The 25,731-nt window shown below is 38.2% G+C and carries 28 protein-coding genes and 4 tRNA genes; 10 read left to right on the forward strand and 22 right to left on the reverse strand.

All coding sequences use genetic code 11. The annotated features are described in order from the left end of the window. Nucleotides 1–42 precede the first annotated feature (42 nt). The 6 genes from ACG59Z_RS02005 to ACG59Z_RS02030 form a co-directional block, all read right to left on the reverse strand. Nucleotides 43–116 (reverse strand) — tRNA-Trp (locus tag ACG59Z_RS02005). 67 nt (nucleotides 117–183) lie between these two features. Further along, nucleotides 184–268 (reverse strand) — tRNA-Leu (locus ACG59Z_RS02010). 27 nt (nucleotides 269–295) lie between these two features. Beyond that, nucleotides 296–369 (reverse strand) — tRNA-Trp (locus ACG59Z_RS02015). Nucleotides 370–422: 53 nt separating this feature from the next. Further along, nucleotides 423–507 (reverse strand) — tRNA-Leu (locus tag ACG59Z_RS02020). 105 nt (nucleotides 508–612) lie between these two features. Then, on the reverse strand, nucleotides 613–1,416 hold the full coding sequence (locus ACG59Z_RS02025; protein WP_400197729.1) for a protein kinase: 804 nt from the start codon (nucleotides 1,414–1,416) through the stop codon (nucleotides 613–615). Next, on the reverse strand, nucleotides 1,403–2,911 hold the full coding sequence (locus ACG59Z_RS02030; RefSeq protein WP_400197730.1) for a DUF3336 domain-containing protein: 1,509 nt from the start codon (nucleotides 2,909–2,911) through the stop codon (nucleotides 1,403–1,405). The genes ACG59Z_RS02025 and ACG59Z_RS02030 overlap by 14 nt, the downstream gene beginning before the upstream one ends. A 178-nt stretch (nucleotides 2,912–3,089) precedes the next feature. Here ACG59Z_RS02030 and ACG59Z_RS02035 point away from each other — a divergent pair, with 178 nt between their 5' ends. Both ACG59Z_RS02035 and ACG59Z_RS02040 read left to right on the forward strand, forming a co-directional pair. After that, complete coding sequence (locus ACG59Z_RS02035) at nucleotides 3,090–3,971, forward strand: ATP-binding protein (RefSeq protein ID WP_400197731.1); 882 nt, start codon at nucleotides 3,090–3,092, stop codon at nucleotides 3,969–3,971. A gap of 103 nt (nucleotides 3,972–4,074) precedes the next feature. Continuing rightward, nucleotides 4,075–5,178, forward strand: coding sequence for a DUF6670 family protein (locus ACG59Z_RS02040; RefSeq protein ID WP_400197733.1), 1,104 nt, complete (start codon nucleotides 4,075–4,077; stop codon nucleotides 5,176–5,178). 2 nt (nucleotides 5,179–5,180) lie between these two features. On the opposite strand, the gene tsaD is transcribed toward ACG59Z_RS02040, so the two are convergent. Further along, complete coding sequence (gene tsaD / locus ACG59Z_RS02045; protein ID WP_272326779.1) at nucleotides 5,181–6,191, reverse strand: tRNA (adenosine(37)-N6)-threonylcarbamoyltransferase complex transferase subunit TsaD; 1,011 nt, start codon at nucleotides 6,189–6,191, stop codon at nucleotides 5,181–5,183. Nucleotides 6,192–6,336: 145 nt separating this feature from the next. Here tsaD and rpsU point away from each other — a divergent pair, with 145 nt between their 5' ends. Continuing rightward, nucleotides 6,337–6,552 carry a 30S ribosomal protein S21 gene (rpsU, locus tag ACG59Z_RS02050; protein WP_001136722.1) on the forward strand — a complete coding sequence of 72 codons (216 nt, stop codon included), beginning with the start codon at nucleotides 6,337–6,339 and terminating at the stop codon, nucleotides 6,550–6,552. Between the two features lie 26 nt (nucleotides 6,553–6,578). Beyond that, complete coding sequence (locus ACG59Z_RS02055) at nucleotides 6,579–7,025, forward strand: GatB/YqeY domain-containing protein (RefSeq protein WP_004700591.1); 447 nt, start codon at nucleotides 6,579–6,581, stop codon at nucleotides 7,023–7,025. Between the two features lie 101 nt (nucleotides 7,026–7,126). Here the strand turns inward: ACG59Z_RS02055 and ACG59Z_RS02060 are convergent, their stop codons facing one another. The 12 genes from ACG59Z_RS02060 to ACG59Z_RS02115 form a co-directional block, all read right to left on the reverse strand. Beyond that, nucleotides 7,127–8,554, reverse strand: a complete 1,428-nt coding sequence (locus ACG59Z_RS02060) for a M48 family metalloprotease (protein ID WP_311086924.1) — start codon at nucleotides 8,552–8,554, stop codon at nucleotides 7,127–7,129. A 143-nt stretch (nucleotides 8,555–8,697) separates the two neighbouring features. After that, on the reverse strand, nucleotides 8,698–9,663 hold the full coding sequence (locus ACG59Z_RS02065) for a 2-hydroxyacid dehydrogenase (protein ID WP_400197737.1): 966 nt from the start codon (nucleotides 9,661–9,663) through the stop codon (nucleotides 8,698–8,700). A gap of 11 nt (nucleotides 9,664–9,674) precedes the next feature. Continuing rightward, nucleotides 9,675–10,328 carry a hypothetical protein gene (locus ACG59Z_RS02070; protein ID WP_400197739.1) on the reverse strand — a complete coding sequence of 218 codons (654 nt, stop codon included), beginning with the start codon at nucleotides 10,326–10,328 and terminating at the stop codon, nucleotides 9,675–9,677. Nucleotides 10,329–10,428: 100 nt separating this feature from the next. Further along, entirely contained in the window at nucleotides 10,429–12,318 is a 1,890-nt protein-coding gene (locus tag ACG59Z_RS02075; RefSeq protein ID WP_031971918.1) for a M48 family metalloprotease, read from the reverse strand. 78 nt (nucleotides 12,319–12,396) lie between these two features. Continuing rightward, complete coding sequence (purF, locus tag ACG59Z_RS02080; RefSeq protein WP_019457102.1) at nucleotides 12,397–13,938, reverse strand: amidophosphoribosyltransferase; 1,542 nt, start codon at nucleotides 13,936–13,938, stop codon at nucleotides 12,397–12,399. A 25-nt stretch (nucleotides 13,939–13,963) separates the two neighbouring features. Then, entirely contained in the window at nucleotides 13,964–14,551 is a 588-nt protein-coding gene (locus ACG59Z_RS02085) for a CvpA family protein (protein ID WP_263614145.1), read from the reverse strand. A 6-nt stretch (nucleotides 14,552–14,557) separates the two neighbouring features. Continuing rightward, on the reverse strand, nucleotides 14,558–15,562 hold the full coding sequence (locus tag ACG59Z_RS02090) for a quinone-dependent dihydroorotate dehydrogenase (RefSeq protein ID WP_004707879.1): 1,005 nt from the start codon (nucleotides 15,560–15,562) through the stop codon (nucleotides 14,558–14,560). Nucleotides 15,563–15,651: 89 nt separating this feature from the next. After that, complete coding sequence (gene gspM / locus ACG59Z_RS02095; protein ID WP_400197745.1) at nucleotides 15,652–16,131, reverse strand: type II secretion system protein GspM; 480 nt, start codon at nucleotides 16,129–16,131, stop codon at nucleotides 15,652–15,654. Next, a complete protein-coding gene (gspL, locus tag ACG59Z_RS02100; RefSeq protein WP_400197747.1) occupies nucleotides 16,131–17,270 on the reverse strand; it encodes a type II secretion system protein GspL in 1,140 nt (379 codons plus the stop codon). The genes gspM and gspL overlap by 1 nt, the downstream gene beginning before the upstream one ends. Nucleotides 17,271–17,292: 22 nt before the next feature. Continuing rightward, on the reverse strand, nucleotides 17,293–17,748 hold the full coding sequence (locus ACG59Z_RS02105) for a SixA phosphatase family protein (protein ID WP_400197749.1): 456 nt from the start codon (nucleotides 17,746–17,748) through the stop codon (nucleotides 17,293–17,295). Nucleotides 17,749–17,804: 56 nt separating this feature from the next. Then, complete coding sequence (locus ACG59Z_RS02110) at nucleotides 17,805–18,878, reverse strand: NAD(P)H-dependent glycerol-3-phosphate dehydrogenase (RefSeq protein WP_000807316.1); 1,074 nt, start codon at nucleotides 18,876–18,878, stop codon at nucleotides 17,805–17,807. Nucleotides 18,879–18,912: 34 nt separating this feature from the next. Then, the gene (locus ACG59Z_RS02115; protein WP_400197751.1) at nucleotides 18,913–19,488 is read right to left on the reverse strand and encodes a nitroreductase; all 576 of its coding nucleotides are present in this window, start codon (nucleotides 19,486–19,488) and stop codon (nucleotides 18,913–18,915) included. Between the two features lie 203 nt (nucleotides 19,489–19,691). Here ACG59Z_RS02115 and ACG59Z_RS02120 point away from each other — a divergent pair, with 203 nt between their 5' ends. Beyond that, nucleotides 19,692–20,072, forward strand: a complete 381-nt coding sequence (locus ACG59Z_RS02120) for a hypothetical protein (protein ID WP_263614150.1) — start codon at nucleotides 19,692–19,694, stop codon at nucleotides 20,070–20,072. Nucleotides 20,073–20,109: 37 nt separating this feature from the next. On the opposite strand, the gene rhlB is transcribed toward ACG59Z_RS02120, so the two are convergent. Both rhlB and ACG59Z_RS02130 read right to left on the reverse strand, forming a co-directional pair. Continuing rightward, nucleotides 20,110–21,261, reverse strand: a complete 1,152-nt coding sequence (gene rhlB, locus ACG59Z_RS02125) for an ATP-dependent RNA helicase RhlB (RefSeq protein ID WP_042077024.1) — start codon at nucleotides 21,259–21,261, stop codon at nucleotides 20,110–20,112. Between the two features lie 109 nt (nucleotides 21,262–21,370). After that, a complete protein-coding gene (locus ACG59Z_RS02130) occupies nucleotides 21,371–21,583 on the reverse strand; it encodes a cold-shock protein (protein ID WP_000126912.1) in 213 nt (70 codons plus the stop codon). Nucleotides 21,584–21,958: 375 nt separating this feature from the next. Between ACG59Z_RS02130 and ACG59Z_RS02135 the strand changes: the two genes are divergently transcribed. The 5 genes from ACG59Z_RS02135 to ACG59Z_RS02155 all read left to right on the forward strand — a co-directional run bounded on the left by ACG59Z_RS02135 (nucleotide 21,959) and on the right by ACG59Z_RS02155 (nucleotide 24,691). Then, nucleotides 21,959–22,201 carry a sulfurtransferase TusA family protein gene (locus ACG59Z_RS02135; RefSeq protein WP_400197755.1) on the forward strand — a complete coding sequence of 81 codons (243 nt, stop codon included), beginning with the start codon at nucleotides 21,959–21,961 and terminating at the stop codon, nucleotides 22,199–22,201. Nucleotides 22,202–22,337: 136 nt separating this feature from the next. After that, complete coding sequence (gene rpoH, locus ACG59Z_RS02140; protein WP_002049311.1) at nucleotides 22,338–23,204, forward strand: RNA polymerase sigma factor RpoH; 867 nt, start codon at nucleotides 22,338–22,340, stop codon at nucleotides 23,202–23,204. A 111-nt stretch (nucleotides 23,205–23,315) separates the two neighbouring features. Then, nucleotides 23,316–23,681, forward strand: coding sequence for a DUF423 domain-containing protein (locus tag ACG59Z_RS02145; protein ID WP_114154511.1), 366 nt, complete (start codon nucleotides 23,316–23,318; stop codon nucleotides 23,679–23,681). Nucleotides 23,682–23,694: 13 nt separating this feature from the next. Continuing rightward, a complete protein-coding gene (gene thiS / locus ACG59Z_RS02150; RefSeq protein WP_004700562.1) occupies nucleotides 23,695–23,892 on the forward strand; it encodes a sulfur carrier protein ThiS in 198 nt (65 codons plus the stop codon). Nucleotides 23,893–23,905: 13 nt separating this feature from the next. Beyond that, nucleotides 23,906–24,691: a thiazole synthase gene (locus ACG59Z_RS02155; RefSeq protein WP_392451790.1), complete on the forward strand. Its 786-nt coding sequence runs from the start codon at nucleotides 23,906–23,908 to the stop codon at nucleotides 24,689–24,691. 207 nt (nucleotides 24,692–24,898) lie between these two features. Here ACG59Z_RS02155 and yaaA read toward each other — a convergent pair whose 3' ends face one another. After that, a complete protein-coding gene (yaaA, locus tag ACG59Z_RS02160) occupies nucleotides 24,899–25,678 on the reverse strand; it encodes a peroxide stress protein YaaA (RefSeq protein ID WP_400197761.1) in 780 nt (259 codons plus the stop codon). Between the last annotated feature and the right edge of the window lie 53 nt (nucleotides 25,679–25,731).

The raw sequence follows: 25,731 nt of genomic DNA on the forward strand, positions 1-25,731 counted from the left end.
AGACATAAAAAAAGCTCCCTCAACAGGAGCTTTTTTGAATCTTGGCAGAGGATCAAGGATTCGAACCTTGACGAACGGTTTTGGAGACCGTCATGCTACCATTACACCAATCCTCTATATTAATAATTAAACCCTTTAGATTTAATCATAAAAAAAGCAAGATCATCGTCTTGCTTCTTTCAATGGTGGGGGCGAAGAGACTCGAACTCTTACACCTTGCGGCGCTGGAACCTAAATCCAGTGCGTCTACCAATTTCGCCACGCCCCCATCTGGGACATTTATTTAAAATAAATGTGGCAGAGGATCAAGGATTCGAACCTTGACGAACGGTTTTGGAGACCGTCATGCTACCATTACACCAATCCTCTTCCAAGATTTAGATGACTTAACATCCAAATCAACTTTAAGTCTTAACTTAAAGTGGTGGGGGCGAAGAGACTCGAACTCTTACACCTTGCGGCGCTGGAACCTAAATCCAGTGCGTCTACCAATTTCGCCACGCCCCCGATGGCTGTGTATATTAGCGATAAGATCTAACAGTGACAAGTGTTTTTTTTCTAAAAAAAACTGACCGTGTAAATTGTATACAGATACTAGATCAATGATTTTTATCAGTTTGAGAGCGCATTTAAACAATTGATTGCTTCAAATGCATTTGAAAATCGATTTTTATGTTGTTTTTGCAATAACCCTACAAGTAAAGGGTAAAAAAATTGAACTGAATCAGGCAACTGAATGTCTAAATTTTGGCAATGCAATATAGCCCAATCATGATAAGTGTTTGCTTGCAAACGCATTCGACTTAACCATTCATACAACACAATTCCAAAAGCATATAAATCGCTTTGTATACTCTTACTCGTCCCATGAAAAAGTTCAGGTGCCATATATCTTGGCGTAGCATCAATGATTGAATCAGGACTCGATATAAACCTTGTTTTTTCAAAATCAATTAAATAGAGCCCTTGCTCAAAATTTCGAAAGTGCTCTTTTTTAATATCGCCATGAATCCACTCCAGCTCATGAAACTCTGCTAAAGCTATAAGCGAGGTATAGATCATCTCACGAATATCTTTTAAATTTTGCTTTTGATCTAAATTGCCAAACCAGCAATGAGTGTCTGGCAAAATTAATGCTTTCCCTTCGAACTCATGTAATTCGGAAATAGTACTGACATCAAATATTTTAAATGGCAAAAGCCAATTCACTTTTTTATGCTGAATATCTTCATAGAATTGTAATTCATGCAAAAAATCTTGCTCACTTTGAGCATGTACATGCGGCAAATGATATTTTAGCCAGTAGTGATGAGCATCTATAGTACATGTCCATAGATGCCGCCCTAAAGCTGCACTTTTAGGTTTTGTTACGCATTTTAGGTTTTCTATATGAGAAGCAAAATCATGCTTCAGCATAATAAGACTCTGGTTGTTGTCTCTTTTCTTCAAAACGTAGAACGTCTAAACAATGCTGAATGGTTTTACCAATACGCGCATGAGTTTCTATAGAAGAGATTTTCGGCCAAGTCGCCCGCTCACCTTCTCGTTGTAAACGCTTAAACAAATGCGGACGAGGGTTTTGTAGCGTATAGGCATAATGTTTCAGGCCATATTTGGCAATAATATTGACATCGCCATAGTAACGCTGCCCTATTACCCCATACCCATGATCAAGCAATCTTCTTACTGGAGAAATAGCGCCAAGTCTTTGACGGGTAAAGTCCATTACCCCCATAGATAGAACTTTACCTTGCCGTCTTAAAATTCGTTCAGGCCAACTTAAAAGATCTTTACGGAAACGGTGTGCATCATCTTGCATAAATGGTACAACATGCGGATTTACTTGGCTGGCAATGGTGTAGTTTAAATTATAAAGCCTTGCCATTCTTTCTTGTGGAAAGTCACTGCGCACACTACCATCTACCCATTTAGTGTTTGCCATATAAGGCGTATGTTCACCATCATAACGCTTACTGGTTAAACGCACAGGCGGAAATAGAACTGGCACAGCACAAGAAGCTAATACAGCACTCCAAACCAAAACATTGGGTGTCATAATTGCATTCATAATTCGTGGGTTTTCTGTTGCATCGTATGGCGCAACTGCGACATTAATATTTAAACCCGATTTTTTAAATGCTTCTTCAAAAGTCAAATCACCTAAGTTCTCGATTAGAAATTTTTTCAAATAATGGACATCCGCAATGCCCCCATTCCCTTTTATGAGTTCGCGAAGCTTTCTAAAGTGAAACGCATCACTAAAAAATTGCTCGCCATTTAATAAGTTTTGAACGTCTTCACTCGCAGAAGTCCCCAACATACCTGTCATAATGGCGCCAGCACTTGAGCCAGATAGGACTTTGGGCATTAAGTCTTGTTCAATTAAAGCTTTACATACACCTGTATGAAAAAGACCTAAAGTTGCACCGCCCGAAAACATAAGCGCGGGCTGTCCATATGCTTTTTCACAATTTTCAAAAAACTCGATTTTTTCTTTTCTTTGAAAGGTAATACATTCACTAGAAGCAATGTAAGCCAAGCTTTGGCTGACTTCTTCAATATAATCTTCAATTAATTTTTTTGTACCTACATGCGTTGCAGCAAACAACATAGGGTGACCAATATTTGCAATATCGTAGGTTAACCCTTCTTTTAAAAGATAAATCAAATCTAAAGTACGATGTTGCTGACGATATCTTTTCAGTAAAGTGTAACGATAAGAAATAAGCTCAGCATCAAAATAAGGTGAACTATTATCGAACTTCCACTCTTGCGCACCTGTTTCTTCATCTAGCTTTAATGCAAAAGACTTCCACTCTTCATAAGATTCAGCCATGTCTAACTGACGTTGTAATTTTTTGATACGGTAAGCCTGATGCGGATTCATATCACTTCGTATTTTTTCAAACATATTTCGTCCTCATCTTCACAGATGATTTTACTGAATAGACATGACAACACTATGCGCGGTCTGAACATTTCAATCAATTGCAAAACCGATAAACTGCATTGCTAGTATCTTTTTTGTCAGCGTGCAAATTTCGGTGTTAGTATCCTAGTAAATTACTGTTTAACATGATTGATTAACCATGGCTACCATTGATTTACCCGACAATTTAGTTCAAACCTTATCACTTGTATTAAATCAGTTACAGCAAGTCTTACCCGAACCTAAACAAGAAACTGATTTTACTGCCCCCGCTTTTAGATGGGAAAACCAGCAACTTAAAGCCATTTATACACCTAAGAATATTTATCTTGATGACTTAAAAGGCATCGAACGTCAAAAAGAAAAAATCATTCAAAATACTTTGCAGTTTTTAAATGGCCTACCTGCAAATGATGTACTTCTAACGGGTTCACGTGGTACAGGTAAATCTTCTATTGTGCGTGCTTTACTCACTGAGTATGCAACTCAAGGATTACGTTTAATTGAAATTGAACGTGATGATTTAGCAGACTTACCTAAAATCCAAAAAATCATTCAAAACCGCTCTGAAAAGTATATCGTTTATTGTGATGACTTAGCTTTTAATGCTGAAGATGAAAATTATCGTAGTTTAAAAAGTGTATTAGATGGCTCATTACAGTCAGGTTCAACAAATTTTATTATTTATGCGACCAGTAACCGCCGTCACTTATTACCCGAATTCATGCATGAAAATACACCTGTAACCAAGGTGGATGTACCTCAATATACCGAACTACACCCTCAAGAAGCGATTGAAGAAAAGATCTCTTTGTCTGACCGTTTTGGTTTGTGGTTATCTTTTTATCCAATGGATCAAAATTTATATTTAGAAATCGTAGAACATTATCTTGATAAAGCAAACATGCCTTTTACCGATGAAGTTCGTGCTGAAAGCTTGCGTTGGTGCCAAATGCGTGGACAACGTTCTGGTCGTGCTGCATATCAATTTTCTAAGCATTGGATTGGTTTAAATGGCTTAAAAGAGTTGTCTAACAGTTAAATAAAATGTCCCACAAAGCCTTAGCTTTGGCCTGTAAACCGCTTAGCTTTGGCAGTTGTTTTTCATAACCTAAAACCAAGATTGTACTCATTTAAGGTTATATATGAAAAAACAATTGCCCAAAATTTCTATAGGCAGCAAATTTTTAGGTCAAAGCTTATTGCTCGCGCAAAGTGTTATAGATAAAGCAGAAAAATACTCAACCCTTCCTTTTTCTCAGCCTCATATTATCCAGCCCCGAGTTGATGAAAAATATTATAGCTGGACCCACTACGGAATCTTTTTCCCACTTTTGCCAGAGCCGCACCGCTATTTAAATATTATGATTTTATTAGGCACACCAAGTGCTCTTGCATTTGATCATGATGACATTATTGTTGGAAACCCCAGAAAAACAGCGACTTTCTTTTCAACTACAGCCGCTCTTGAACAAGCATTATTGAAAGCCTATATCATTCCCGAAGATACAAAAATTAATGAAGATGGAAGTTTGATAGAACTAGGTCAGGAAATTTCAATTCAAGGAAAATTCCCACACATTCATATTAATGGACATTATGATGGGTTTGATTTCGAATTTAATATCGATATCACTTCACATGTTTCATGGTTTATAAAAACACCGATTTATGATCATTTTAGTTTATTGGCAAAATTTAAAGGCTTCTTAAGCTATCAATCAGAACGTATTGAAAGTGAGGGACTCTGCACTTACGAATATGCTCGAGCAGTTGGAGCTCACTCCATTACAAATAAACTTCTTCCTGACGCATATAAACTGCCACTTGATTTTTTTACTTATCAAATTATCAATTTAAATGAGATCACTCAACTTCTTCTTACCAAAGCCGATATTGCAGGACAAACAGCTGCATATACCCTGCATATTAGACATCTGGACCAGCCAGCCGAAATTTACACAGATGTAAGTTTTGATATTATTTCTCACCAAGTTGATGACTTCGTTTCACCTAGTGGGCAAAAGATGCGACTTCCTAAATTTTTTTCTTGGATTGCTCGAAATGATGCAAAGCAAATTATTTTAAATATTCAGGCAGAAATTGATTGCCCATTTCGTTACGGTCATGGGCGAGGTTATGCAAGTGGTTATAGATTTACGGGTAATTATTTCGGTAAGGAAGTGCAAGGCCGTGGTTATATCGAATATATAGATATTGAAAACCAACAAGCCTTTACAGATAAATAATTTTATTCAGGAATAGATAATTCAGTCATTGGCCAACGCGGTGTAGTCGTGACAGCTAAGCCATCGTGTTGGCCGGCTTTTAAGCGCTGATAACCTGCAAATGCAATCATTGCCCCATTATCTGTACATAAAGCAGGTTCTGCATAGTAAACCTGTGCTTTAATTTTCGCCAAAGAAGTTTCTAATTGCTCGCGTAATCGTAAATTTGCACTTACCCCACCCGCAATCACTAAACGCTTAAGTCCAGTTTGCTTTAAGGCTTTTACTGATTTTTTTACCAAGGTATCAACAATGGCTTCTTGGAATGAAGCAGCGATATCTGCGTCACGGTTTTCACCATTCAACTTTTTCAATTGAACAGAAACTGCCGTTTTTAAACCACTAAAAGAAAAATCTAGGCCTTGATGAAGCATTGGTCGTGGAAATTCAAATGCTAACGGATCACCAGATAACGCTAGTTTTGCGATATTTGGCCCACCCGGATATGGCAAGCTCATCATTTTCGCAACTTTATCGAAAGCTTCACCTGCAGCATCATCAATAGACTCACCCAATAGTTCATATTGACCAATGCCATGAGCTGCCATCAATTGTGTATGTCCACCTGAAACAAGTAATGCAACAAATGGAAACTCAGGCGGTTGGCTTGAAAGCAAGGGCGCCAACATGTGCCCTTCCATATGATGAACACCAATCGCAGGCTTATTTAAAGAAAAAGCTAAAGTTCGTCCAAACAATGCGCCTGTCATTAATGCTCCCATTAAACCTGGGCCACGCGTATAAGCGACTGCATCAATTTCTTTTTTTGTTACACCACTTTGTTCAAGCAATTGATTCATTAAAGGAATGAGCTTACGAACATGGTCACGAGAAGCAAGTTCAGGTACTACCCCACCATATTCAGCATGAAGTTTTATCTGGCTATAAAGAACCTGTCCCCGTAAGCCGAGTTCGCTATCATAAAGTGCCAACCCTGTTTCATCACAAGAAGTTTCCAAGCCTAAAACAATCATCAAAACTGCCTTTTATATGAGTCAAAATATTGCAATCGCTATTATAGACTTGTGATATGAGTTGTAAATGAGTAAAATACTGACCTTCACTTGTGATCCGGCGCAATGGTGTGCCTGATCTTATCCATAATCTAGAGGATTTTACATGCCACAAGTTAAGTTGAAAGAAGGCGAACCAGTTGACGTAGCTATCCGTCGTTTCAAACGTTCATGCGAAAAAGCTGGTGTTTTAGCTGACGTTCGTAAGCGTGAATTCTACGAAAAACCAACTCAAGAACGTAAGCGCAAAAAAGCTGCTGCAGTTAAACGCTACCAAAAGAAATTGGCTCGCGAATCTGTACGTACTACTCGCCTTTACTAATTAATTTGTGATTGACTGCTGAAATTATGACTACTTTAAAAGACCAAATTACTGATGCATTAAAAACTTCTATGCGTGCCAAAGATATGGCAACAGTGACGGTTTTGCGTAGTCTACAAGCAGCAATTAAGCAAATCGAAGTTGATGAGCGCATAGAGCTTGGCGACGCTCAGGTTCTTGCGGTCATTGAAAAGCAAATTAAACAACGTAAAGAATCGATCAAAGCCTTTGAAGGCGCTGGTCGTGATGATTTAGCTAGTAAAGAACAAGCCGAAGCTGAGATTATTTCCCAGTTTCTACCAGAAGCTATGACTGAGGAAGAGCTTGATTCTATCATTGAGCAAACGATTGCTGCTCAAGAAGCAACTAGCATGAAAGATATGGGTAAGGTGATGAATTCTCTACGTCCGATCATAGCCGGGCGTGCCGATCCTGCTCAAGTTTCAGCAAAAATTAAAGCTAAGTTAGCTTAATTCCCTCCTCTTTCCTTATACATTCTTAAACTAAACTTTCATTTACTTGTCAGTTTAAGTACATTTGTATCTGCGAAAATCAAAAGATCAAACTAAATCTATTAAATTTTCATTCGTCGCTCATCTTGCATTTGCTTTAATCGACTATCTATTTTAGCCGACATAGCTTGGTTGCCCTTCGCTAGTCTTTGCGCGTGCAACATAGATTTAATTGCATTTTCTTCACTACCAGACCAATACTGTGCTTCTGCACGATATCGCAATACATTCACCGCTCTTAATGGCGATTGTTTATCTAAATTAGCAGCCTGCTGTAATAGTTGCCAGCCCTGAATATCTCGAGCATTTTTATTAATAAAACGCTGCACGAGCGTCTGTACTTGCGCATATTTTCCCTGACGCAACAACACCTCAGCCAACTTATAACTGAACGCCTTATTTTCAGGTATAGTCATTTGCAGTGGGGCAATCGAATTATAGGCCTGATCAAGCTTATTTTGGCCCAAATAAATATCTGTTTGAATTAGAGTAACTAGTGGTTTACCACTAGATTTCACTTGATCTAATGTTGTTTGAGCCTGCGTGTAGTCTCCTTGTTTAAGATAAAACGCCGACAAAGCCAACATCCCTGCCAGATTTTTTTGCGATGCCAGACTTTGCAGCTGATTTTCTGTAGCTTCTCCAGCGACCACCATGGTGTACCATTTTAAAATTTCAAAATCGACATCATATATTCTGCTTTTAACCTTAGGCATTTGATTGGCTCTTAAACGAGCTTCACTCATACGCTCAGTCGTTAAAGGATGCGTAAGCCAAAAATCCGGCAGGAAACTTACATGGCTAGTTGCTCTGTGCATTGTTTCAAAATAATCTGCCATACTTTGTGGGTTATAACCTGCGGCATACATATACTGCATTCCAATCCGGTCAGCTTCACGCTCTTGATTACGACTATAAGTGAGCTGTTTATCAAGAAGTGCAGCTTGCGTACCTAACATGACCGCAGCTCCAGCATCTCCACCTGCCTGAGCAGCTAGAGCCACCCCTGCCAGTAAACCAGCCAAACTTAAAAGCGCCTGTCCTTTAAAAGCCTCTTCTGAACGACTAAAGTGCCTCTGAGAAACGTGAGCAATTTCGTGTGCCATCACACCAGCAATCTCATCAATATTTCGAGCTGATGAAATAAGACCAGTATTTAATGCAAATAGCCCACCTGGAACAGCAAATGCGTTAATTTGAGGATCTTTAATTACAACCAGCCCAATAGGTTGTCCAAGTTGTGTTTCACCCAAGATATTAGAGAAGACTTGGAAAAACTGATCTTCCAGCCACACATCTTGTATGACTGGCATTTGCTTATGAACCTCACGGAAAACTTTTTCACCAATAAATTTTTCTTTCTGTTGGTCAAGCAATCCTATTCCACTACCAATATTGGGAATTTCGACTTGTCCAGAAGCTGGTTTTGGATCAAAAGGATCTGCATAAGAGGCATTTGTTATAAAAGCCAAACTTAAAATAACTGGCAAAAATTTCAAAAGTTCTTCTCTATTAAAATTAAACTAACAAAAAAGCCCATTCATAGAATGCTTGAGTTTGCTGCATCATATGAACAGGCTTTCACTATAACATTGAAAATAGACTATATTTGCAATGAAGTGTTATTCAATATTTATACGAAATTAGGATTCACCAAATATCTTGGTGTTTTATCTTCCAATGCTTCTACCAAGTTTTTATATGCTAAGTTTGCCATTTTTCTGCGTGTTTCAGCTGTAGCAGAACCCACATGAGGCAAAGTAACTACATTTGGTAATTTGAAAAGTTCAGAATCTTGCAAAGGCTCTTTTTCATATACATCTAAACCTGCAGCAAAAATAACTTCCTGCTGTAAAGCTTCAATAAGTGCTTGCTCATCAACCACTGAACCACGCGCAATATTAATAAAAATAGCGTGCTTTTGCATAAGCTCAAATTGAGCTTTACCCATTAAGGCTTTAGATTCTGTATTTAAATCAACTGCTGTGACTACAAAATCAGACTTTTGTAACAACTCATCCAAACCTAGATATTGAGCATTCAATGGCTCAGCCAATTCAGGCTTTTCACGTCGATTATGATAAACAATATTCATGTTAAAACCATAAAAACCACGACGTGCAATTGCAGCACCAATATTACCCAATCCAATAATACCTAGTGTTTTCCCAAAAACATCCAGACCAAACTGTTGTGGCCCAACTGTTCTTTTCCATTCACCTTGTTTAGTCCAATGGTCTAGAAATGGTACTTTTCTAGCTGCGCTTAACAATAGAGTAAAGGCAAGATCTGCGGTAGTTTCAGTCAAAACATGTGGTGTATTTGATAACCAGATTTTCTTTTGGTTTAAATAAGCAACATCATAATTATCGTAGCCAACTGTCACAGATGAAATAATTTTTAATTTTTGTGCTGGAGCAAGGTTACTTTCATTAAGTAAGCGGCCTGCCCCAATCATTCCATCAGCATCTACCACTTCTTGTCGTATCTGTTCATTAATATCACCCAATTTAGGGTTTAATACGACAACATGATAGTCCTGCTGCAACCGTGACAAAATTTCTTTATCGATTTGGCTAAAAACCACAACCTTTTTCATGTATATCCCTACTACTCATTGTTATCTTGCATAAGTTGCCACAACCTTTTTTTAAGGAGAGGCTTATCTAACATTTCTTTTAAACTAGCTAAATGAATAATATTTGTATGTTGAATATAGGCACATTTACCCAGACATAAAATCTTTTTTTCTGCCGCCACAGCATCTAAAAAACCTTGAATATATGAACCCACACCACGTTGATCCTGATAAGCTGCTAACGGAAAAGGCCATTTTAATTCAGCATAGTGCCCGACTTTGGCCTTTTGTATATTTGCCCAAAGTTGTTTTTCTTCTTTTTCTAATGCAGTTACATCAACAAAGATTACACACCTTTCAAGGCAATAAGCTTGCATCTCAAATGGAGCAATTGCCTCTTGCTCAACAACAATTATAGGTTTTTCTACAACTACTTCAGACTGTGGAACATCTACAATTGCTATTGAAGGCTCCTCTACGACTTTAGGAACTTCAGGCAGCACAGGCTTAGATGGCTTTTGTTCAAAAGCAGGAACATTTAGTGTAGATGGGATAATTGGTGCTTGAGATTCGACAACCTGATCTCGCCATACAGTATGGGCATTATTTTTTTGGCACACTTGTGTTCTAGGAATCCACACATCAATTCCTAAGGTTGCCAGTATATTTCTTTGCTGCCCAATCATGTTTAAATCAGTACCTCTAATCTACACACATTCTAACGGGCTTCTGATTTTTTTTCAGCGTTTTCTTTTAATGATCCCTATCGGAAACCACATATGTTTCTTAAATAATCATAACGCTATTTTTCTTCTGCATTTGTTCTACAATTTCATCAGACTCGAAACCAAATCGCCAGTACAGCAACTCAAGCACATCCAGTTCATCTTGCGTAATAATTCGGTCACTCCATAAGCACATCTCAGCAATGGCCAAAATACTTAAACGATCACGAAGCAAAAGCCCAGCAATGTCATTTAAAATTTCAGCCAAGTCTAAAGGCTCATCCGAAATTTCATCATAAATATGCATTTCATCTGGGTTAAGTAAAGAGCGCAAAATACGTTCGCGAACCTCCAACTGATTTGGACTATTAATTTGCTGCACATGAAGTAATGCATCAATTAAACGAACTATTTGAGGCTTCACTTCTTCAAATGCTGTTGGCAAATGAAGTGGCATCAAATTCAATTCATACTTGACCCGCTCTAGTAATAATGCATCAAGCAGCCCAATTTCCCCATCTTCCTGAATAATTAGTGCCAGTTTTGTCAAAAATTGACGCGCAATACTTGCAGGCATATGGCCAATATTTTTACATGCGTCGTGAAATATCTGAATATGAATACGACCATCCAGATTAAGCAAAGCATCGACAATCGAATGGCTTACCGGAGCTTCTTGCGGAATAAATTCTCGATATTGACGAATCATTAAAATCGCAACCATCACCTCTCGCGAACCAGTGGCTGTTTGCAATGCACGCTGAATAAGTTCAGGGCGTTTTTTATTACGCCGGATATCACTACTTAAAGGCTTGATCGCATCATTTAATGCAAAACTAATCGGAGAAAGACGCAATAATGGCAAAGGTTGTGGTGATGACCATGGAATATAAATTTCAGTCTCAGATTCTTCTAATGAACGGAAAAGGCTAAATAAAGGCCTATTACGAAGTTTCTTTAGATTTTCTAATTGTAAATCTTGCAGTAAAGTCGGATTAAGTTCGTAAATGCGCTCGCGAATACTTGGATGAATATTCATCCAGCTTTGAGGGCTAAGTGAATTTGCAAAACACATATGCGCGATTGATTCAGAATAAGCACTATGAATTTGTGATCCTGAATGGTGAACATAAATACGTAATAATGTTTGGGTATTTGTACTATTTTTTAACAATCGCATGGTTTTTTGGTCATTGCGAAACGTACGGCCACTTAATGTTAAATATTTAATAAAACGAGTGATTAATACACCCAAGCTTCCCGCCAGCCAGATTACACCACCAACAGCTACAAATACTGTTTCAAATTTATGCTTATAGCCTGGACTATAACGTTTGAAACCCTGCTTGGCGAGTTTACTACCCCATTGACTGAACGTCGTTAAACCGCTGTATAAAATTTTTAATTTAGTATTTTCTACAGCTTCGCCCGATAAAATTTGGTTAAACTCATGACCCAATAAACCATACAGCTCTAGTTCATCCAGATTCTGTAAAGCACCCCAAGTCAAAATAATGACAATATCATTTGAGTGAAAACCTGCAGTTAACGCATTTACACCTACTTCGTCAGGCAAAACATAGAGAGTTGGAACGTTAAGAGAAAATGTTTGCGCCAAATGTTCTGTAATTTTTAATGCGGCATGTTCTTCTGGTGTACTCTCGCCTTTTACCAAACGACGTGCTTTAAGCTGTTTGGCAAGGGAATGACCACCTTTACGCAAAATATAAAGCTCGGTCACCACAGACCAAACCATAATAAAAAGCAAAAGAGCAACAAAATATGGACTTAAAGCATGCCACCAAATCGGTTGGCTATAATCAAAAAAATGAACGAGCAAACCTAAAATGAGATTTAAAATAAAAATAGTTAAAAGCACAGCGACCAAACACATAGTGATGGACCATGCCATATTTTTATTTTCGATTAAATAGTGGCTTACTTCTTTCAATGTAAATAATCCCAATTACATTGTTAAGTTTCATCATAAAAGAAAAAAGCGGGAAACACCCGCTTTTTTCGGCTATTTCTATTCTTCTTTAATACCCGTCAAATCTACTGACGCTGCATCAATATTGACATCAATATAACCATCTTTTTTCTTTTTCGCAGAATCATTACGCTTCTGCTCCAAATTATTCAGATAGTCTGCATCGATTCCACCAGTTACATAGATACCATCAAAAACAGAGCAATCAAACTCAGTCAATGTAGGAACCTTACTTGTACGTACGGCGTTCTTCAAGTCTTCCAAATCTTGGAATACTAAACGATCAGCACCAATAATTTCTTGGATTTCCTCTACGCTGCGTTCTGAAGCAATAAGCTCAGTCTTAGCAGGCATATCGATACCATAAACGTTTGGATACATTACTTTTGGTGCTGCTGAAGCAAAGTATACTTTTTTCGCACCAGAGTCACGCGCCATTTGAATGATCTCATTACACGTAGTACCACGTACAATAGAGTCATCAACCAATAGAACGTTCTTGCCTTTAAACTCTAACTCAACAGGGTTCAATTTCTGACGTACAGATTTTTTACGCTGTTGTTGACCCGGCATAATGAAGGTACGACCGATATAACGGTTTTTCATAAAGCCTTCACGGAACTTCACACCAAGAATGTTTGCAAGTTCTAATGCTGAAGTACGGCTTGTATCTGGAATTGGGATAACCACATCAATATCATGGTCCTCACCCCAGTCACGCAAAATCTTATGCGCTAATTTTTCACCCATTTTTAAACGGGCTTTATAAACTGAAATACCATCAATAATTGCATCTGGACGAGCAAAATAAACATATTCAAAAATACATGGACGGTATTTTGGTTCTGCCGCACACTGTTTAGTGAATAACTGGCCTTCAGAATCAATGAAAATTGCTTCACCTGGTGCAATATCACGCTCGATTTTAAAACCAAGTGCAGTAATCGCTACAGACTCTGATGCAATGATATATTCCATCTCGCCCTGTTCAGTTTCACGCGAACCGTAAATAAGTGGACGAATACCATTTGGATCACGGAAACCAACCAAACCATGACCAGTGATCATAGCTACTACGCCATAAGCACCTTGACAGCGCTCATGAACACGAGAAACCGTATGGAAAATATCTTCAGCTGTAGGGTTTAGTGTTCCCTTCTTTTGCAACTCATGTGCAAAAACGTTTAAAAGAACTTCTGAGTCAGAATCAGTGTTCATGTGACGTAAATCTGTTTTAAACAGGTCATCATGAATTTCTTCTGCATTGGTCAAGTTACCATTATGTGCAAGTGTAATCCCGTAAGGTGAGTTCACATAAAATGGTTGAGCTTCCGCACTGCTAGCAGAACCCGCAGTTGGGTAGCGCACATGGCCAATACCGTAATTACCCAGTAATGCTCTCATATGACGAGTATGAAAGACATCACGCACCATACCGTTATCCTTACGAAGGAAAAGACGGCCTTCATGGCAGGTTACTATTCCAGCTGCATCTTGCCCACGATGCTGCAACATCGTTAATGCATCAAACAACATTTGGTTCACTGGCGATTTACCGGCTATACCAACAACTCCACACATAGCAACCTCGCAGACAAGCTAGGAATTAATAAAAAGGATTCTTTGTTGAATGGTCGGGCCGGATTTCTGATTCTTCCGACTCGTCCATTGGTTTTGGAGAAGTGCGAGATACACCGCCTCCAGATGTTATCTGATGATATGCCTCACTTGCTGCGTCTTTAGAAAGCTCTGTGGCTAAAGGCGCATAAGGCAGTAAAAATTGTATAAGTATGGACTGTTTCCAGTTTGCTGAACCTTCAACCCAAGGTCCTACGCCTTGCATGGTAATAAGAACGACCAGTAAACCTTTCAACGAACCAAAAGCACCACCTGCTAAACGATTTAATGGCCCCAATTTCAAACTTTTCAAGAGGCCATTTAAAAGTGCAGTGACGATCCAAGTTAAAACAACAATAATAAGTGCAATAAATGCAAAAGCCGCAATCTTTTGAACCACCGGATCCTGACTTAAACCCGACATTGACGGAGCTAGAAGAACAGCATATTTTGCACCCATAATTAATGCAAAAATCCATCCTACCAAGTTCGCAAAGGCTTTTATAAATCCTTGTCGCAAACCGTTTAGCCCCCCAATGAGCAAAAGTATTAGAATGATGATATCAATAGTGTTCATGTTCAATTAGGTCATAGCTTCAACACATTGCTTTACAAGTGTTGGTCCTGTGTAGATTAGACCACTATAAATTTGAACAAGTGTTGCTCCAGCTTGTTGTTTCGCTAAAGCTTGCTCACCAGACAAAATACCACCCACACCAATTAAAGGAATTTGTCCTTTTAATGATTGAGCAAATAAACGTAAACATTCTGTACTTTTTTCAAATACAGGAGCGCCTGACAAACCACCTGACTCATTACCGTAAGGCAGGTTTTCCACCCCTTCTCTCGATAAAGTCGTATTGGTCACAATAAGACCGTCAATTTTAAAATCTAATAATTGAGCAGAGATAAACTCAACATCTTCAGCTGTTAGGTCCGGAGCGACTTTCAAAACCAAAGGAACATAATGATTATATTGCTCAGCCAACTCAAGTTGACGCGCTTTTAAAGTTTGCAGTAATTCAGTTAACGCATCGCCACTTTGTAAACTACGCAAGTTTTTAGTGTTTGGAGATGAAATATTAACTGTAATGTATGACGCGTAGTTATAAACTTTCTCAAGACAAATTAAGTAATCATCAACTGCTTTTTCGACAGGCGTATCGGCATTTTTACCAATGTTGATTCCTAAAATGCCTCTAAACTTTGAAGCTTTAACATTTTCAATCAGCTTATCAACACCATCATTATTAAAACCCATGCGGTTAATAATGGCTTTAGCTTCAGGAATACGAAATAAACGGGGTTTTGGATTACCCGATTGTGGGCGAGGTGTAATTGTGCCAATTTCAATAAAACCGAAACCTAATCCAGCTAAGGCATCAATATGAGCACCATTTTTATCTAGGCCTGCTGCCAAACCTACAGGGTTAGGAAACTCGATTCCCATACATGTAGTAGGCTTTGCTTCTACAGCCTGACGCATCATGCCTAGCTTATGCGCTTTATCAAGCATGGATAATGTTAATTCATGGGCACGCTCTGGTGCTAAACTAAACAACATCGGGCGAGCAAGTGAATATAACATACCAATCACAGTCTACTGATTTTAGGTATGCATATTATAGGCACAGGCAGCACAAAACACCATGCCTTACATAAGCATATTTTAATATGTTATTGAACTGTCGCTGTTAATTTAATCTGACCTTCGCTTGAAACCATTTCCATCTTCTGAATACTAAGGCCCATCTGTGCAAGTTGTGTTAAAAAGTTAGCTAAAACCGCATAATTCTGATGTGTTACAACAATTTGTAACTGCTCTCCATTTTGCTGAGAAGTCACAGTTAAACCTTGCTGTTGAGCCACCCTTTGTATTTTTCCAGACTTATCAAGTTCAAGCTCATTTGCGGGTTTCATAGTAACCGCATTACTCTGCATCCACACCATCAAATCTTTTAAATCATTTAAGCGTTTTTGCTGTTGTTCTGCCAAGGAATGCATTTTCCAAAGTGAAGACCCGACAATAGCGACTAAAACAAAAATTGTAGTAAAGACCACCATAACGCGTTCACGGACAGTTAAACGATCTAGGTATTGAACAACTTGTTCAATCCACTGATCAAAACGATTCTGCAATTGAACTAACATTTTCATTATTGTATTTTCACCACCCCAATTGCCCCACCACCATTTGCTTGGACATTACCTAGCTCAGCTTTAAATCCTTGCTGATTTAATTGTTGTGTCAAAGCTTGTAAATCATCGGCCGATTTTGCTTTTAATGCCATCGTTAAAATTGAAGCATCATAATTAAGTTGCTGAGCCAAAATCTGTCTTTGCATTAAAATTGGGCCAACACGGCTCAATAAAGAAAGTGCTTGTGTATCACTTTGTTGACTCATTCTTAAATGGCTTTCAAATTGGCCTTTAATGTTTTGTTCAGTTACACGACTAGATGGCCCAAACCAATATTTATATTGTTCAATCGTTTGGTCAGCAGTTTGATTCGCCACTTTTTTCAATTTGACCCAACGCAATAAATCATAGCTAAACTGCACCACAATAATTGCTAAAACAACAGCAGCGCAAGCTTTCCAATAGCCAGAGAAAGTACGCTCCTGACCTTTTGATTTTGGCAAAACATTAAAAGGATGCTGCTTAGTTTTATCTAGAGACTGAAATTGATAAACAAACTCAGAACGTTGCTCTGCGCTTGAGGCGGCTTCTAAACTCTCTAGTTGCTCTGCTGTTAAACCGCTATATTGATAATGTATTTCAGCTGGCTGAAATTCTAAAAAAAGCCCCAAGTCATCAATTGAATTACCTAACCACTTATTTTCACGCACCAAAAGTTGATGGTTAATATTACACAGAATAACTTGCTCAGTTTGTGGTTCAGGCAAAATCAGAAAATCAGGTAACAAAGCAACAAGTTTGGTTGGCAGTAAAGCTAAGGAATGTTGCCATGTCTCAACCATACCTTGAGCAACACCTAAGACAGTTAACTGATCCGCATAAAAATGGTGGACCACTTTCATGTGATCAATCGGTAAAGTCACAAACTCTTCAAGTAGATATTTAACCCCATCAGCCCCCAGCTGTTTATAGTGGGACTTCGCCATAGATTGCTGAAGCATTTGAGCATGGCGACTCGGAAAAAAGACCGTAGCCTCTTTTCCTTGATGTATTTGCAAGTCTTGTATTAATTGATCGAGACTCGCAGCCTGCAACCAGGTTTCTCCGTTAGACCAATGCCATGTTCCATTGGTTTCAGGCATCCATATATACAGCATGTCGGCTAAATAACCTTTTTAATTATATTGTGGGTATAAAACTATTTTTTTGTGTTGATAAACCATTTGCAATCACAGCTTGATCATAAATTCTAGCTTCAGCAAGCGCAAATGGATTGAAATTTTCATGAGTAAGCAACTCTGCAATATGACCTACAACATTCATATGACAAACTACCACAATCGACTCATAAGGAATTTGAGACAACCACTCAATTGCTTCTTTTGCATCATCATCAGGCTTAATTTTATCGCACAACAATACAGGCACATCTTTAAAATACGTCTGAATATGTGCCAATGTTTCTTGAGCACGCAACAAAGGACTGACTACAAAAATATCAGGTTTTACAATATCTTTTAAAAATGTTGCTGTTTGTTCAGCTTGTGTATGTCCACGCGCAGTAAGTGGACGTTTAATATCATTACCATTTATTGGCGGAGCAGCTTCCCCATGACGAACTAATGTCAGTTGCATAAAATTTCCTTGTTAATAATTCCTGCATTATAACCACAATTTATGACATTTATTCGTCAGACTTCATGATGAGGTAAAACAAACTCGACATCACTACGGTGACCATTTTTCATAAGAGAAAGTGCAATATTTAATGGCGGAGCGCCTTCAAAAATCACTTCATATAAAGCATTGGTAATTGGCATATATACGTCCAGTTCTTGTGCTTTACCACGCACCTGAACAATTGTATTAATACCTTCAGCAGTTTGACCCAACTCTTTACTCGCTTGTTCAAGCGTTTTACCAGAACCTAGCGCATATCCGATTTGGTAATTACGACTTAATGGACTATTACAAGTCGCAAATAAATCGCCTACACCAGATAAACCCAAGAACGTAAGTGGATTCGCCCCCTGCTTTACCGCGAAACGGCTCATTTCGGCCAAAGCACGCGTTAAAATCATACTCTTGGTATTTTCACCAATTTTATATGCTGCACCAATTCCCATTGCGACTGCATAAATATTTTTCAGCGCTCCGCCCAACTCAACTCCATGCACATCATCACTACCAAAAACGCGGAATAACGCACTATGAAGCGCATGCTGCACAGCATAACGAACAAGCTCGGAATCACTAGCAATCACTGTACCCGATGGCATTCCCGCCATAATTTCTTTGGCAAGGTTTGGACCTGACAATACACCATATGGAACTTCTGGTAGTTCTTCACGAATAATATCGCTCATAAAACTAAATGTTTTAGCTTCAACACCTTTGGTTAAAGATACAACTGCTTGTGCAGTAATATACGGAGCGATTTGTTTTAAGACATCGCGAAAAGAATGACTAGGAATTGCGACCAAAATAATATCTCGATCACATACAGCTTGTTCCAAATCAGAAACTGCACGTAATGAAGATTCTAAAGTGAAGTCTGGTAAATAACGTTTATTAATATGGGTTTTATTAATTTCTTCTGCTGTTTCGGCATCACGAATCCAGATCATGGTATCGCAGCCATTACGAGCAGCTAAATTCGCCATGGCTGTACCAAAGCTACCGCCCCCTAAAACGGTAATCCGTAATGCCGTTTTTTTATCGACCGCAACAGGTTCCACCAAATCTGTAAACTTAAATTCAGCCATGCTTTATTATCCTATTTCTTACTTTTACAGACGTTTAAGCCTGCCAAACTTTTACGAATTCTTTACTTTCAATATTTGCACGAGGTGCAATTGCTTTGGCTGCAGTGCCAACGTAAATAATACCTGAAATTAAATCATGTGGTTGCAGACCTAAATACTGTTTTAACCAATTTGATTCAACAACAGCTCCACTACGCCACATGGTTGAAAACCCTTGAGCTTGCAAAGATAACAAAAGATTTTGTACTGCCGCACCTGTACTTAAGATTTGTTCAAAATGTGGTACTTTTGGGTGATCTTGTAACTGAGTCAGCGCTAAAATAAGTAGCGGAGCGCGAAAAGGATGTTGCTTAACACGTTCAAGTTGAGCGGGATCAGTTTCACCTAAATCTGCCAAAGCTTTTGTTAGAACCTCACCGAAAGCACCGCGTTGCTCACCTGAAATAACTACAAAACGCGTTGGCTTAAGTCTATGATGATCTGGAGCCGTTAAAGCAGCCTGAAAAGCTAACTCTAGTTGCTCTGAGTTTGGAGCTGGTTCAATTAATTGGCCAATAGACTGACGCTGATGAATATTTTGGTGAATTATTTGTATTGCTGAATCCGTCATTAATATTGATCTAACTCAAAAATTCGAAATAGATTAGCATAATCTACCGTTAATCCACCATTGAATCTAGCTTATAAACCTAGTGAACTCATAGTTTGACATTTTTTAATACAAAACTTCAAAACTCATACAACGTCTTCAAAATCAATTAGAAAACTTATGTTCAAATAGCTATGTCTTTTGGCGATTAACTTAGGTGAATCATGAAAAAAATAATTTTAGCGAGCGCAATGAGCGGCGTTGTTTTATTACTAGGTGCTTGTGCAACCACCCCTAAAAATACTCTAGCAATTCAAAAAGAAAATAATCAGTTTGAAGTGACTGGTATTGGTAAAACTAATTTAATTGCAAAGAATAATGCAGTTACTGCGGCACAAAAAACATGCTCTAAGAGTACAAGCCCAGTTATTGTTGATGAAAAAACCACTTATCACGGCGTATTAAAAGATGTGGTCAGTGAAAAGACTGGTCAAATGGTAGAAGCTGCTGCAGGTGTCATTGGTACTTTAACCGGTAAAAATGCATCTTTAGCTAAAGATGATGACTATCAGACTACCCTCACCTTTTACTGCAAAATTAATTAAGTAAAAAAAATCCCAGTCAATTGACTGGGATTTTTTATTAACAATAACCATCTAAACGAGTAAGTGGTAATTTCTTACCAATTGCCTTTTCAATTTCCGGCAAATAGAAAGCATCATCTTCAGATAAGAAACTAATACTTACACCCTGTGCCCCTGCACGGCCTGTACGCCCAATACGATGAACATAATCATCAGATTGTTCAGGTAAAGTAAAGTTGACTACATGAGATACACCATCTACATGAATACCACGACCAGCGACATCCGTTGCAATCATGATGTTATGCTTACCTTGTTTGAACTGCTCCAACATTTTCATGCGTTTATCTTGAGCAATCTCACCAGATAGCATCCCTACTTTATACCCATCTTTTTTCAAATGGTCGTAAAGACGGCGCACCTGATCACGACGGTTAGCAAAGATCATGACTTTATCAATTGGCTCTTCACGTAAAATATCTTGTAAAAGACGATATTTATCTTGTTTAGCCACAACGTAAACACGTTGTTCGACATCATTATTGGTCTTTTGTTCAGGCTCAATTTCAACTGTTACAGGTTCAAATAACCACTGTCTTGCCAAATTTAAGACATCGTAACTAAATGTCGCCGAGAACATTAGAGTTTGGCGTTGTTCCTTACGCGGTGAATAACGAACAATACGTTTTACCGAAGGAATAAAGCCCATATCTAATAAACGGTCAGCTTCATCAATGACTAAAAATTCAATTTGATCGAGCCAAACTTCTTTTTGTTCTACAAAATCAATTAAACGCCCAGGTGTAGCGACAATAATATCAACAAAATTAGCATCAAGTTGCTTCTTCTGCTTATCAAAATCAACACCACCCAATAGGGTTACGACATGTAAATTAGAGAATTTTGTGAGAAATTTTGCATCACTTTCAATTTGCAATGCCAACTCACGAGTAGGCGCCAAGATTAAAGCACGAGGCTCGCCACGGAAGCGTTGCTCTTGAACCGGATTATTGAGTAAATCATTAATTACACTAATCAGAAAGGCAGCTGTCTTACCTGTTCCTGTCTGTGCTCGCCCAATTGCATCATGCCCGGCTAATGTATATTTTAAAACCTTTTGCTGAATTGGGGTCATTTGAGTAAACCCTAAAGCATCAATCGCCTTTTTAAGTTGCGGATGTAAATTCAAGGTTTCAAAACCAGATGTCATAAATACGCGCTCTAACAAACAATCTCTCGAATGAGAAGATCATTATAAACAAAAACGCCCCAATTCAAAAATTGGAGCGTCCATCATTCATCAAAAAGATGAATTAGTCTTAGTCTAAAGGCTGAACGTTTTCAGCTTGAAAACCTTTTTGACCTTGTACAACGCTAAACTCTACGCGTTGACCGTCACGTAGAGAACGGTGACCGTCACCTACGATTGCACGGAAGTGAACGAATACATCGTCGCCGCCGTTACGTTGAATAAAACCAAAGCCTTTAGTGTCATTAAACCACTTTACTACGCCTTGTTCACGAGCTGTCATAAGTCAATCCTCAGATGATGAAAAAAGGACCTTCCGGTGTTGCAAACAGCAGAGTAAACAAGTATTTAAAATTTTTATAATCTTAAAGCTTGTAATCATTCTGTAAAACTATCAACAATTTCCGGTTACATCCATTTGTTATAGGTTATTAAAACAATTTAACTGTGTGGTAATCCCTAAAACGGTTCGAGCTTAACACGGGTTTATGACAATTAATAGAATTTTTTTCAAATATTTCCCCTATTTTTAGCTCTTTTTTTAAACAGCTTATTACAATAATTTTTATATAATCCTTTACCTTTTAATTTTTATAAAACACCTAGAGTTCATCAAAAAATTTGTTAGAATATTTTTTTTTAGTTGTTTTTATAATGAATGAGCACTACCTCTTCTACTGTAACGCCTATTGAAATTAATGCCCTTGGTCAACCATGCCCAATGCCTTTATTAATGTTGAAACGTGAACTTAAGAAAATATCAGGAAAGCAGCTATTTTTATTGAAATCATCTGACCCTCATAGTGAAATTGATGTAACGCGTTATTGCAATTTACATCATTTTATGTGTCAAACCATGCAAATTTCAGAAAGAGAATTTCACTATTTAATTGAAACTTAATGATTCTTTGTTAAAATCTAAGATTAGTAACTGCATAAAATTTTACATTTTTCTACCCAATTTTCCTTAATTATGAAGGCAATTCACATTAAGATGAATTTATTGGTTAATCCATCCTATCCTATAAGGAGAACTCATGAGTGACAGCAGCAATCAATTGATGCCCCTGTCATTGTCTGCGCCCGGTGTAAACCTTGGTGCATATATCAGTACTGTCAATCAGATTCCTATTTTAACGGCCGAGCAAGAAAAAGAACTTGCTGAACGTTATTATTATGACCAAGATCTTGATGCCGCAAAAATGCTGGTAATGTCGCATTTACGTTTTGTCGTTCATATTGCGCGCAGCTATGCAGGTTATGGCCTACCACAAGGCGACCTTATTCAAGAAGGTAATTTAGGCTTAATGAAAGCCGTAAAACGTTTCGACCCAAATATGGGCGTACGTCTTGTATCTTTTGCCGTCCACTGGATTAAGGCAGAAATTCATGAATACGTTATTCGTAACTGGCGTATCGTAAAAATTGCAACAACTAAAGCTCAACGTAAACTTTTCTTCAACTTACGTAGTTTAAAAAAATCGAGTAAAAAATTAACACTCGAAGAAGCGCAATCTATTGCAAACGACTTGAATGTAACTCCAGAACAAGTTCTGGAAATGGAAGGTCGTTTAACTGCTTATGATGCTGCTTTTGAAGCGCAAGGTGATGATGACGATGATACGCCACATACTGCCCCTGCGTTGTATCTTGAAGATAACCGTTATGACCCGGCTCGTTTAGTTGAAAATGAAGACTGGGAAGAGCAAAGTACATCTGCTTTACATGATGCCATGGACCAGTTAGATGATCGTTCGCGTAATATTTTGCAGCGCCGTTGGTTAGATGATGATAAATCTACCCTACATGAGCTTGCTGCTGAGTATAATGTTTCGGCAGAACGTATTCGTCAGCTTGAAAAAAATGCGATGGAAAAAATTAAAGTCGCTATGTCGGCAAGCTAAAGTAAATGAAAAAAATAAAAGGGCGATAAGCCCTTTTGTTTTATCTGGCTATGTTTAGCCAACCTATTCTATGGTAACGTTGCCTTTCATTATTCAGTTGCGTTTTTTGTTATGTGGATTGCCATTTCAGCCCTTAATCTTGCTTTTGCAGTCATGTTGGGTGCTTTTGGAGCACATGGTCTTAAAGCTCACGCGAGTCCCGAGCAACTTGCTTGGTGGCAGACTGCAACCGACTACTTTTTTTATCATGCTCTAGGCCTATTAGCGCTTGGTATTTTAAGTAAGGTTCTTCCCCATTTCCCAATCAAGTTATCTTTCTTATTTATCCAGATTGGTATTCTATTTTTTTGTGGTTCGCTTTATATCATGGCGCTGGGATTACCAAGAATATTAGGTGCAATTACGCCAATCGGTGGAGCTTTAATGATTGCTGGATGGCTGATCTTGGCTTGGAATGCTTTCAAATACGCAAAATAATCGGAATGTGATCATGCAAATTTATTTAAATGGCGAATTAACGGACACGCCTAGCCAAAACCTGTTGCAACTCATTCAGGAGTTGGCACTTGAAGGAAAACGTTTTGCTGTCGAACACAATCAGCAAATCGTTTCTAAAAGCAAATTAGAGCAAATTACGATTGCTCAACATGACCGTATCGAAATTATTCACGCTGTTGGCGGCGGCTAAGTCGGAGTTATCCATGCAAGACACCCCTCTCATTATTGGTTCACGTTCTTTTCAATCTCGTTTATTGGTAGGAACTGGCAAATATAAAGACTTAAATGAAACGGATTTAGCTATTCAAGCCAGTGGTGCAGAAATTGTAACCGTCGCAATCCGCCGTGTGAATATTGGACAAAATCCAGATCAACCGAATTTACTCTCAGTTATTCCACCAGAAAAATATACTATCTTGCCAAATACCGCAGGTTGTTTTGATGCTGACAGCGCAGTACGTACATGTATGTTAGCGCGTGAGTTACTCGATGGTCATAACCTAGTAAAGCTTGAAGTGTTGGGTGATGAAAAAACCTTATATCCAAATGTAACCGAGACATTAAAAGCGGCTCGTATTTTGATTGATGATGGTTTTGAGATTATGGTCTACACCTCTGATGACCCAATCATTGCGCAAGAACTTGAAAGTATGGGCTGTGTTGCAATTATGCCTTTAGGTAGTCTGATTGGTTCAGGTTTAGGTATTTTAAACCCACACACCATTTCAATTATTAAAGAAAATGCGAAAGTACCAGTTTTAGTCGATGCAGGCGTTGGTACAGCAAGTGACGCTGCTATTGCAATGGAACTTGGTTGTGACGGCGTACTGATGAATACTGCCATTGCAGCTGCTCAAAATCCTATTTTGATGGCTTCTGCAATGAAAAAAGCTGTTGAAGCTGGACGTGAAGCATTTTTAGCGGGTCGCATGCCACGTAAACGTATGGCAAATGCAAGCTCACCAGAAACAGGTTATTTCTTTAAGTAATCATTAAATTTTAAAGCACGATAACAAAAGCTATCGTGCCGAGTGGCATGGATGCCACTGTTGAACAGGGGCCACATGGATGTGCCCTCTGTTCAACAAAGGTTTTTGTTACTTTTGACCTTTCAAAAGTAAGGCATATCCAATATAGAGTTTAATAAATTAAACATGAGACCAAAGGCCGCATGGCACGTGAAATTATTAATTTAATTAAGCCACTTGCTCATCGCGCTTAAACACCAACTCTTTTGCCGATGAATTATCAGCATCAAAGTAGTAACCCTCGGTATTAAACGCTTTGATGTCCTCAGCTTTATTTAATTGGTTTTCAATAATAAAACGAGCCATTAAACCACGTGCTTTTTTCGCATAGAAACTAATGACTTTATATTTGCCATTTTTCTGGTCAAGAAAAACTGGCTTCACAATTTCAGCCTTAATTTTCTTTTCATTGACAGATTTGTAATATTCATCCGAAGCTAGATTTACTAATAATTCAGATTTAATTGCGGCCAAATCTTCATTAATCTGGTTAGTGATGATATCACCCCAAAATTCATACAAATTATGGCCACGCGTATTTTTTAATTTAGTGCCCATCTCAAGACGATAAGGCATCATTAAATCTAAAGGACGCAATAAACCATATAGACCAGAGAGCATACGCAAATGCTGCTGTGCAAAATCAATATCTTTGTCTTTTAAATAATAAGCATCTAAACCAGTATAAACATCACCTTTAAATGCATAGATTGCTTGGCGAGCATTTGAGAAATTAAATTCGGGATTCCAATCTCTGAATCGATCTGCATTTAGTGTGGCAATTTTTTCACTAACACTCATTAAAGTCGCAATTTCCGAAGCGGAAAGTTTGCGGCAAACATCAATTAATTGTGCTGAGTTTTCTAATAAGCGCGGCTGAGTAAACTCATCTGTAGGTAACGCTGTTTCATAATCTAAAGTTTTTGCAGGAGAAATTAAAGCAAGCATAGACAACCTGAAAAAATTATTCTTAATACCAACTATAACAGTAGATATTTTTT

The sequence above is a fragment of the Acinetobacter sp. ABJ_C1_1 genome (assembly GCF_044684115.1).
GTDB lineage: Bacteria > Pseudomonadota > Gammaproteobacteria > Pseudomonadales > Moraxellaceae > Acinetobacter > Acinetobacter nosocomialis_A.

Coding starts and splice junctions, on each gene's coding strand:
- ACG59Z_RS02025 (WP_400197729.1), bottom strand. CDS start 1,416: ATGCTGAAGCATGATTTTGCTTCTCATATAGAAAACCTAAAATGCGTA.
- ACG59Z_RS02030 (WP_400197730.1), bottom strand. CDS start 2,911: ATGTTTGAAAAAATACGAAGTGATATGAATCCGCATCAGGCTTACCGT.
- ACG59Z_RS02035 (WP_400197731.1), top strand. CDS start 3,090: ATGGCTACCATTGATTTACCCGACAATTTAGTTCAAACCTTATCACTT.
- ACG59Z_RS02040 (WP_400197733.1), top strand. CDS start 4,075: ATGAAAAAACAATTGCCCAAAATTTCTATAGGCAGCAAATTTTTAGGT.
- tsaD (WP_272326779.1), bottom strand. CDS start 6,191: ATGATTGTTTTAGGCTTGGAAACTTCTTGTGATGAAACAGGGTTGGCA.
- rpsU (WP_001136722.1), top strand. CDS start 6,337: ATGCCACAAGTTAAGTTGAAAGAAGGCGAACCAGTTGACGTAGCTATC.
- ACG59Z_RS02055 (WP_004700591.1), top strand. CDS start 6,579: ATGACTACTTTAAAAGACCAAATTACTGATGCATTAAAAACTTCTATG.
- ACG59Z_RS02065 (WP_400197737.1), bottom strand. CDS start 9,663: ATGAAAAAGGTTGTGGTTTTTAGCCAAATCGATAAAGAAATTTTGTCA.
- ACG59Z_RS02070 (WP_400197739.1), bottom strand. CDS start 10,328: ATGATTGGGCAGCAAAGAAATATACTGGCAACCTTAGGAATTGATGTG.
- purF (WP_019457102.1), bottom strand. CDS start 13,938: ATGTGTGGAGTTGTTGGTATAGCCGGTAAATCGCCAGTGAACCAAATG.
- ACG59Z_RS02085 (WP_263614145.1), bottom strand. CDS start 14,551: ATGAACACTATTGATATCATCATTCTAATACTTTTGCTCATTGGGGGG.
- ACG59Z_RS02090 (WP_004707879.1), bottom strand. CDS start 15,562: ATGTTATATTCACTTGCTCGCCCGATGTTGTTTAGTTTAGCACCAGAG.
- gspM (WP_400197745.1), bottom strand. CDS start 16,131: ATGAAAATGTTAGTTCAATTGCAGAATCGTTTTGATCAGTGGATTGAA.
- gspL (WP_400197747.1), bottom strand. CDS start 17,270: ATGCTGTATATATGGATGCCTGAAACCAATGGAACATGGCATTGGTCT.
- ACG59Z_RS02105 (WP_400197749.1), bottom strand. CDS start 17,748: ATGCAACTGACATTAGTTCGTCATGGGGAAGCTGCTCCGCCAATAAAT.
- ACG59Z_RS02110 (WP_000807316.1), bottom strand. CDS start 18,878: ATGGCTGAATTTAAGTTTACAGATTTGGTGGAACCTGTTGCGGTCGAT.
- ACG59Z_RS02115 (WP_400197751.1), bottom strand. CDS start 19,488: ATGACGGATTCAGCAATACAAATAATTCACCAAAATATTCATCAGCGT.
- ACG59Z_RS02120 (WP_263614150.1), top strand. CDS start 19,692: ATGAAAAAAATAATTTTAGCGAGCGCAATGAGCGGCGTTGTTTTATTA.
- rhlB (WP_042077024.1), bottom strand. CDS start 21,261: ATGACATCTGGTTTTGAAACCTTGAATTTACATCCGCAACTTAAAAAG.
- ACG59Z_RS02130 (WP_000126912.1), bottom strand. CDS start 21,583: ATGACAGCTCGTGAACAAGGCGTAGTAAAGTGGTTTAATGACACTAAA.
- ACG59Z_RS02135 (WP_400197755.1), top strand. CDS start 21,959: ATGAGCACTACCTCTTCTACTGTAACGCCTATTGAAATTAATGCCCTT.
- rpoH (WP_002049311.1), top strand. CDS start 22,338: ATGAGTGACAGCAGCAATCAATTGATGCCCCTGTCATTGTCTGCGCCC.
- ACG59Z_RS02145 (WP_114154511.1), top strand. CDS start 23,316: ATGTGGATTGCCATTTCAGCCCTTAATCTTGCTTTTGCAGTCATGTTG.
- thiS (WP_004700562.1), top strand. CDS start 23,695: ATGCAAATTTATTTAAATGGCGAATTAACGGACACGCCTAGCCAAAAC.
- ACG59Z_RS02155 (WP_392451790.1), top strand. CDS start 23,906: ATGCAAGACACCCCTCTCATTATTGGTTCACGTTCTTTTCAATCTCGT.
- yaaA (WP_400197761.1), bottom strand. CDS start 25,678: ATGCTTGCTTTAATTTCTCCTGCAAAAACTTTAGATTATGAAACAGCG.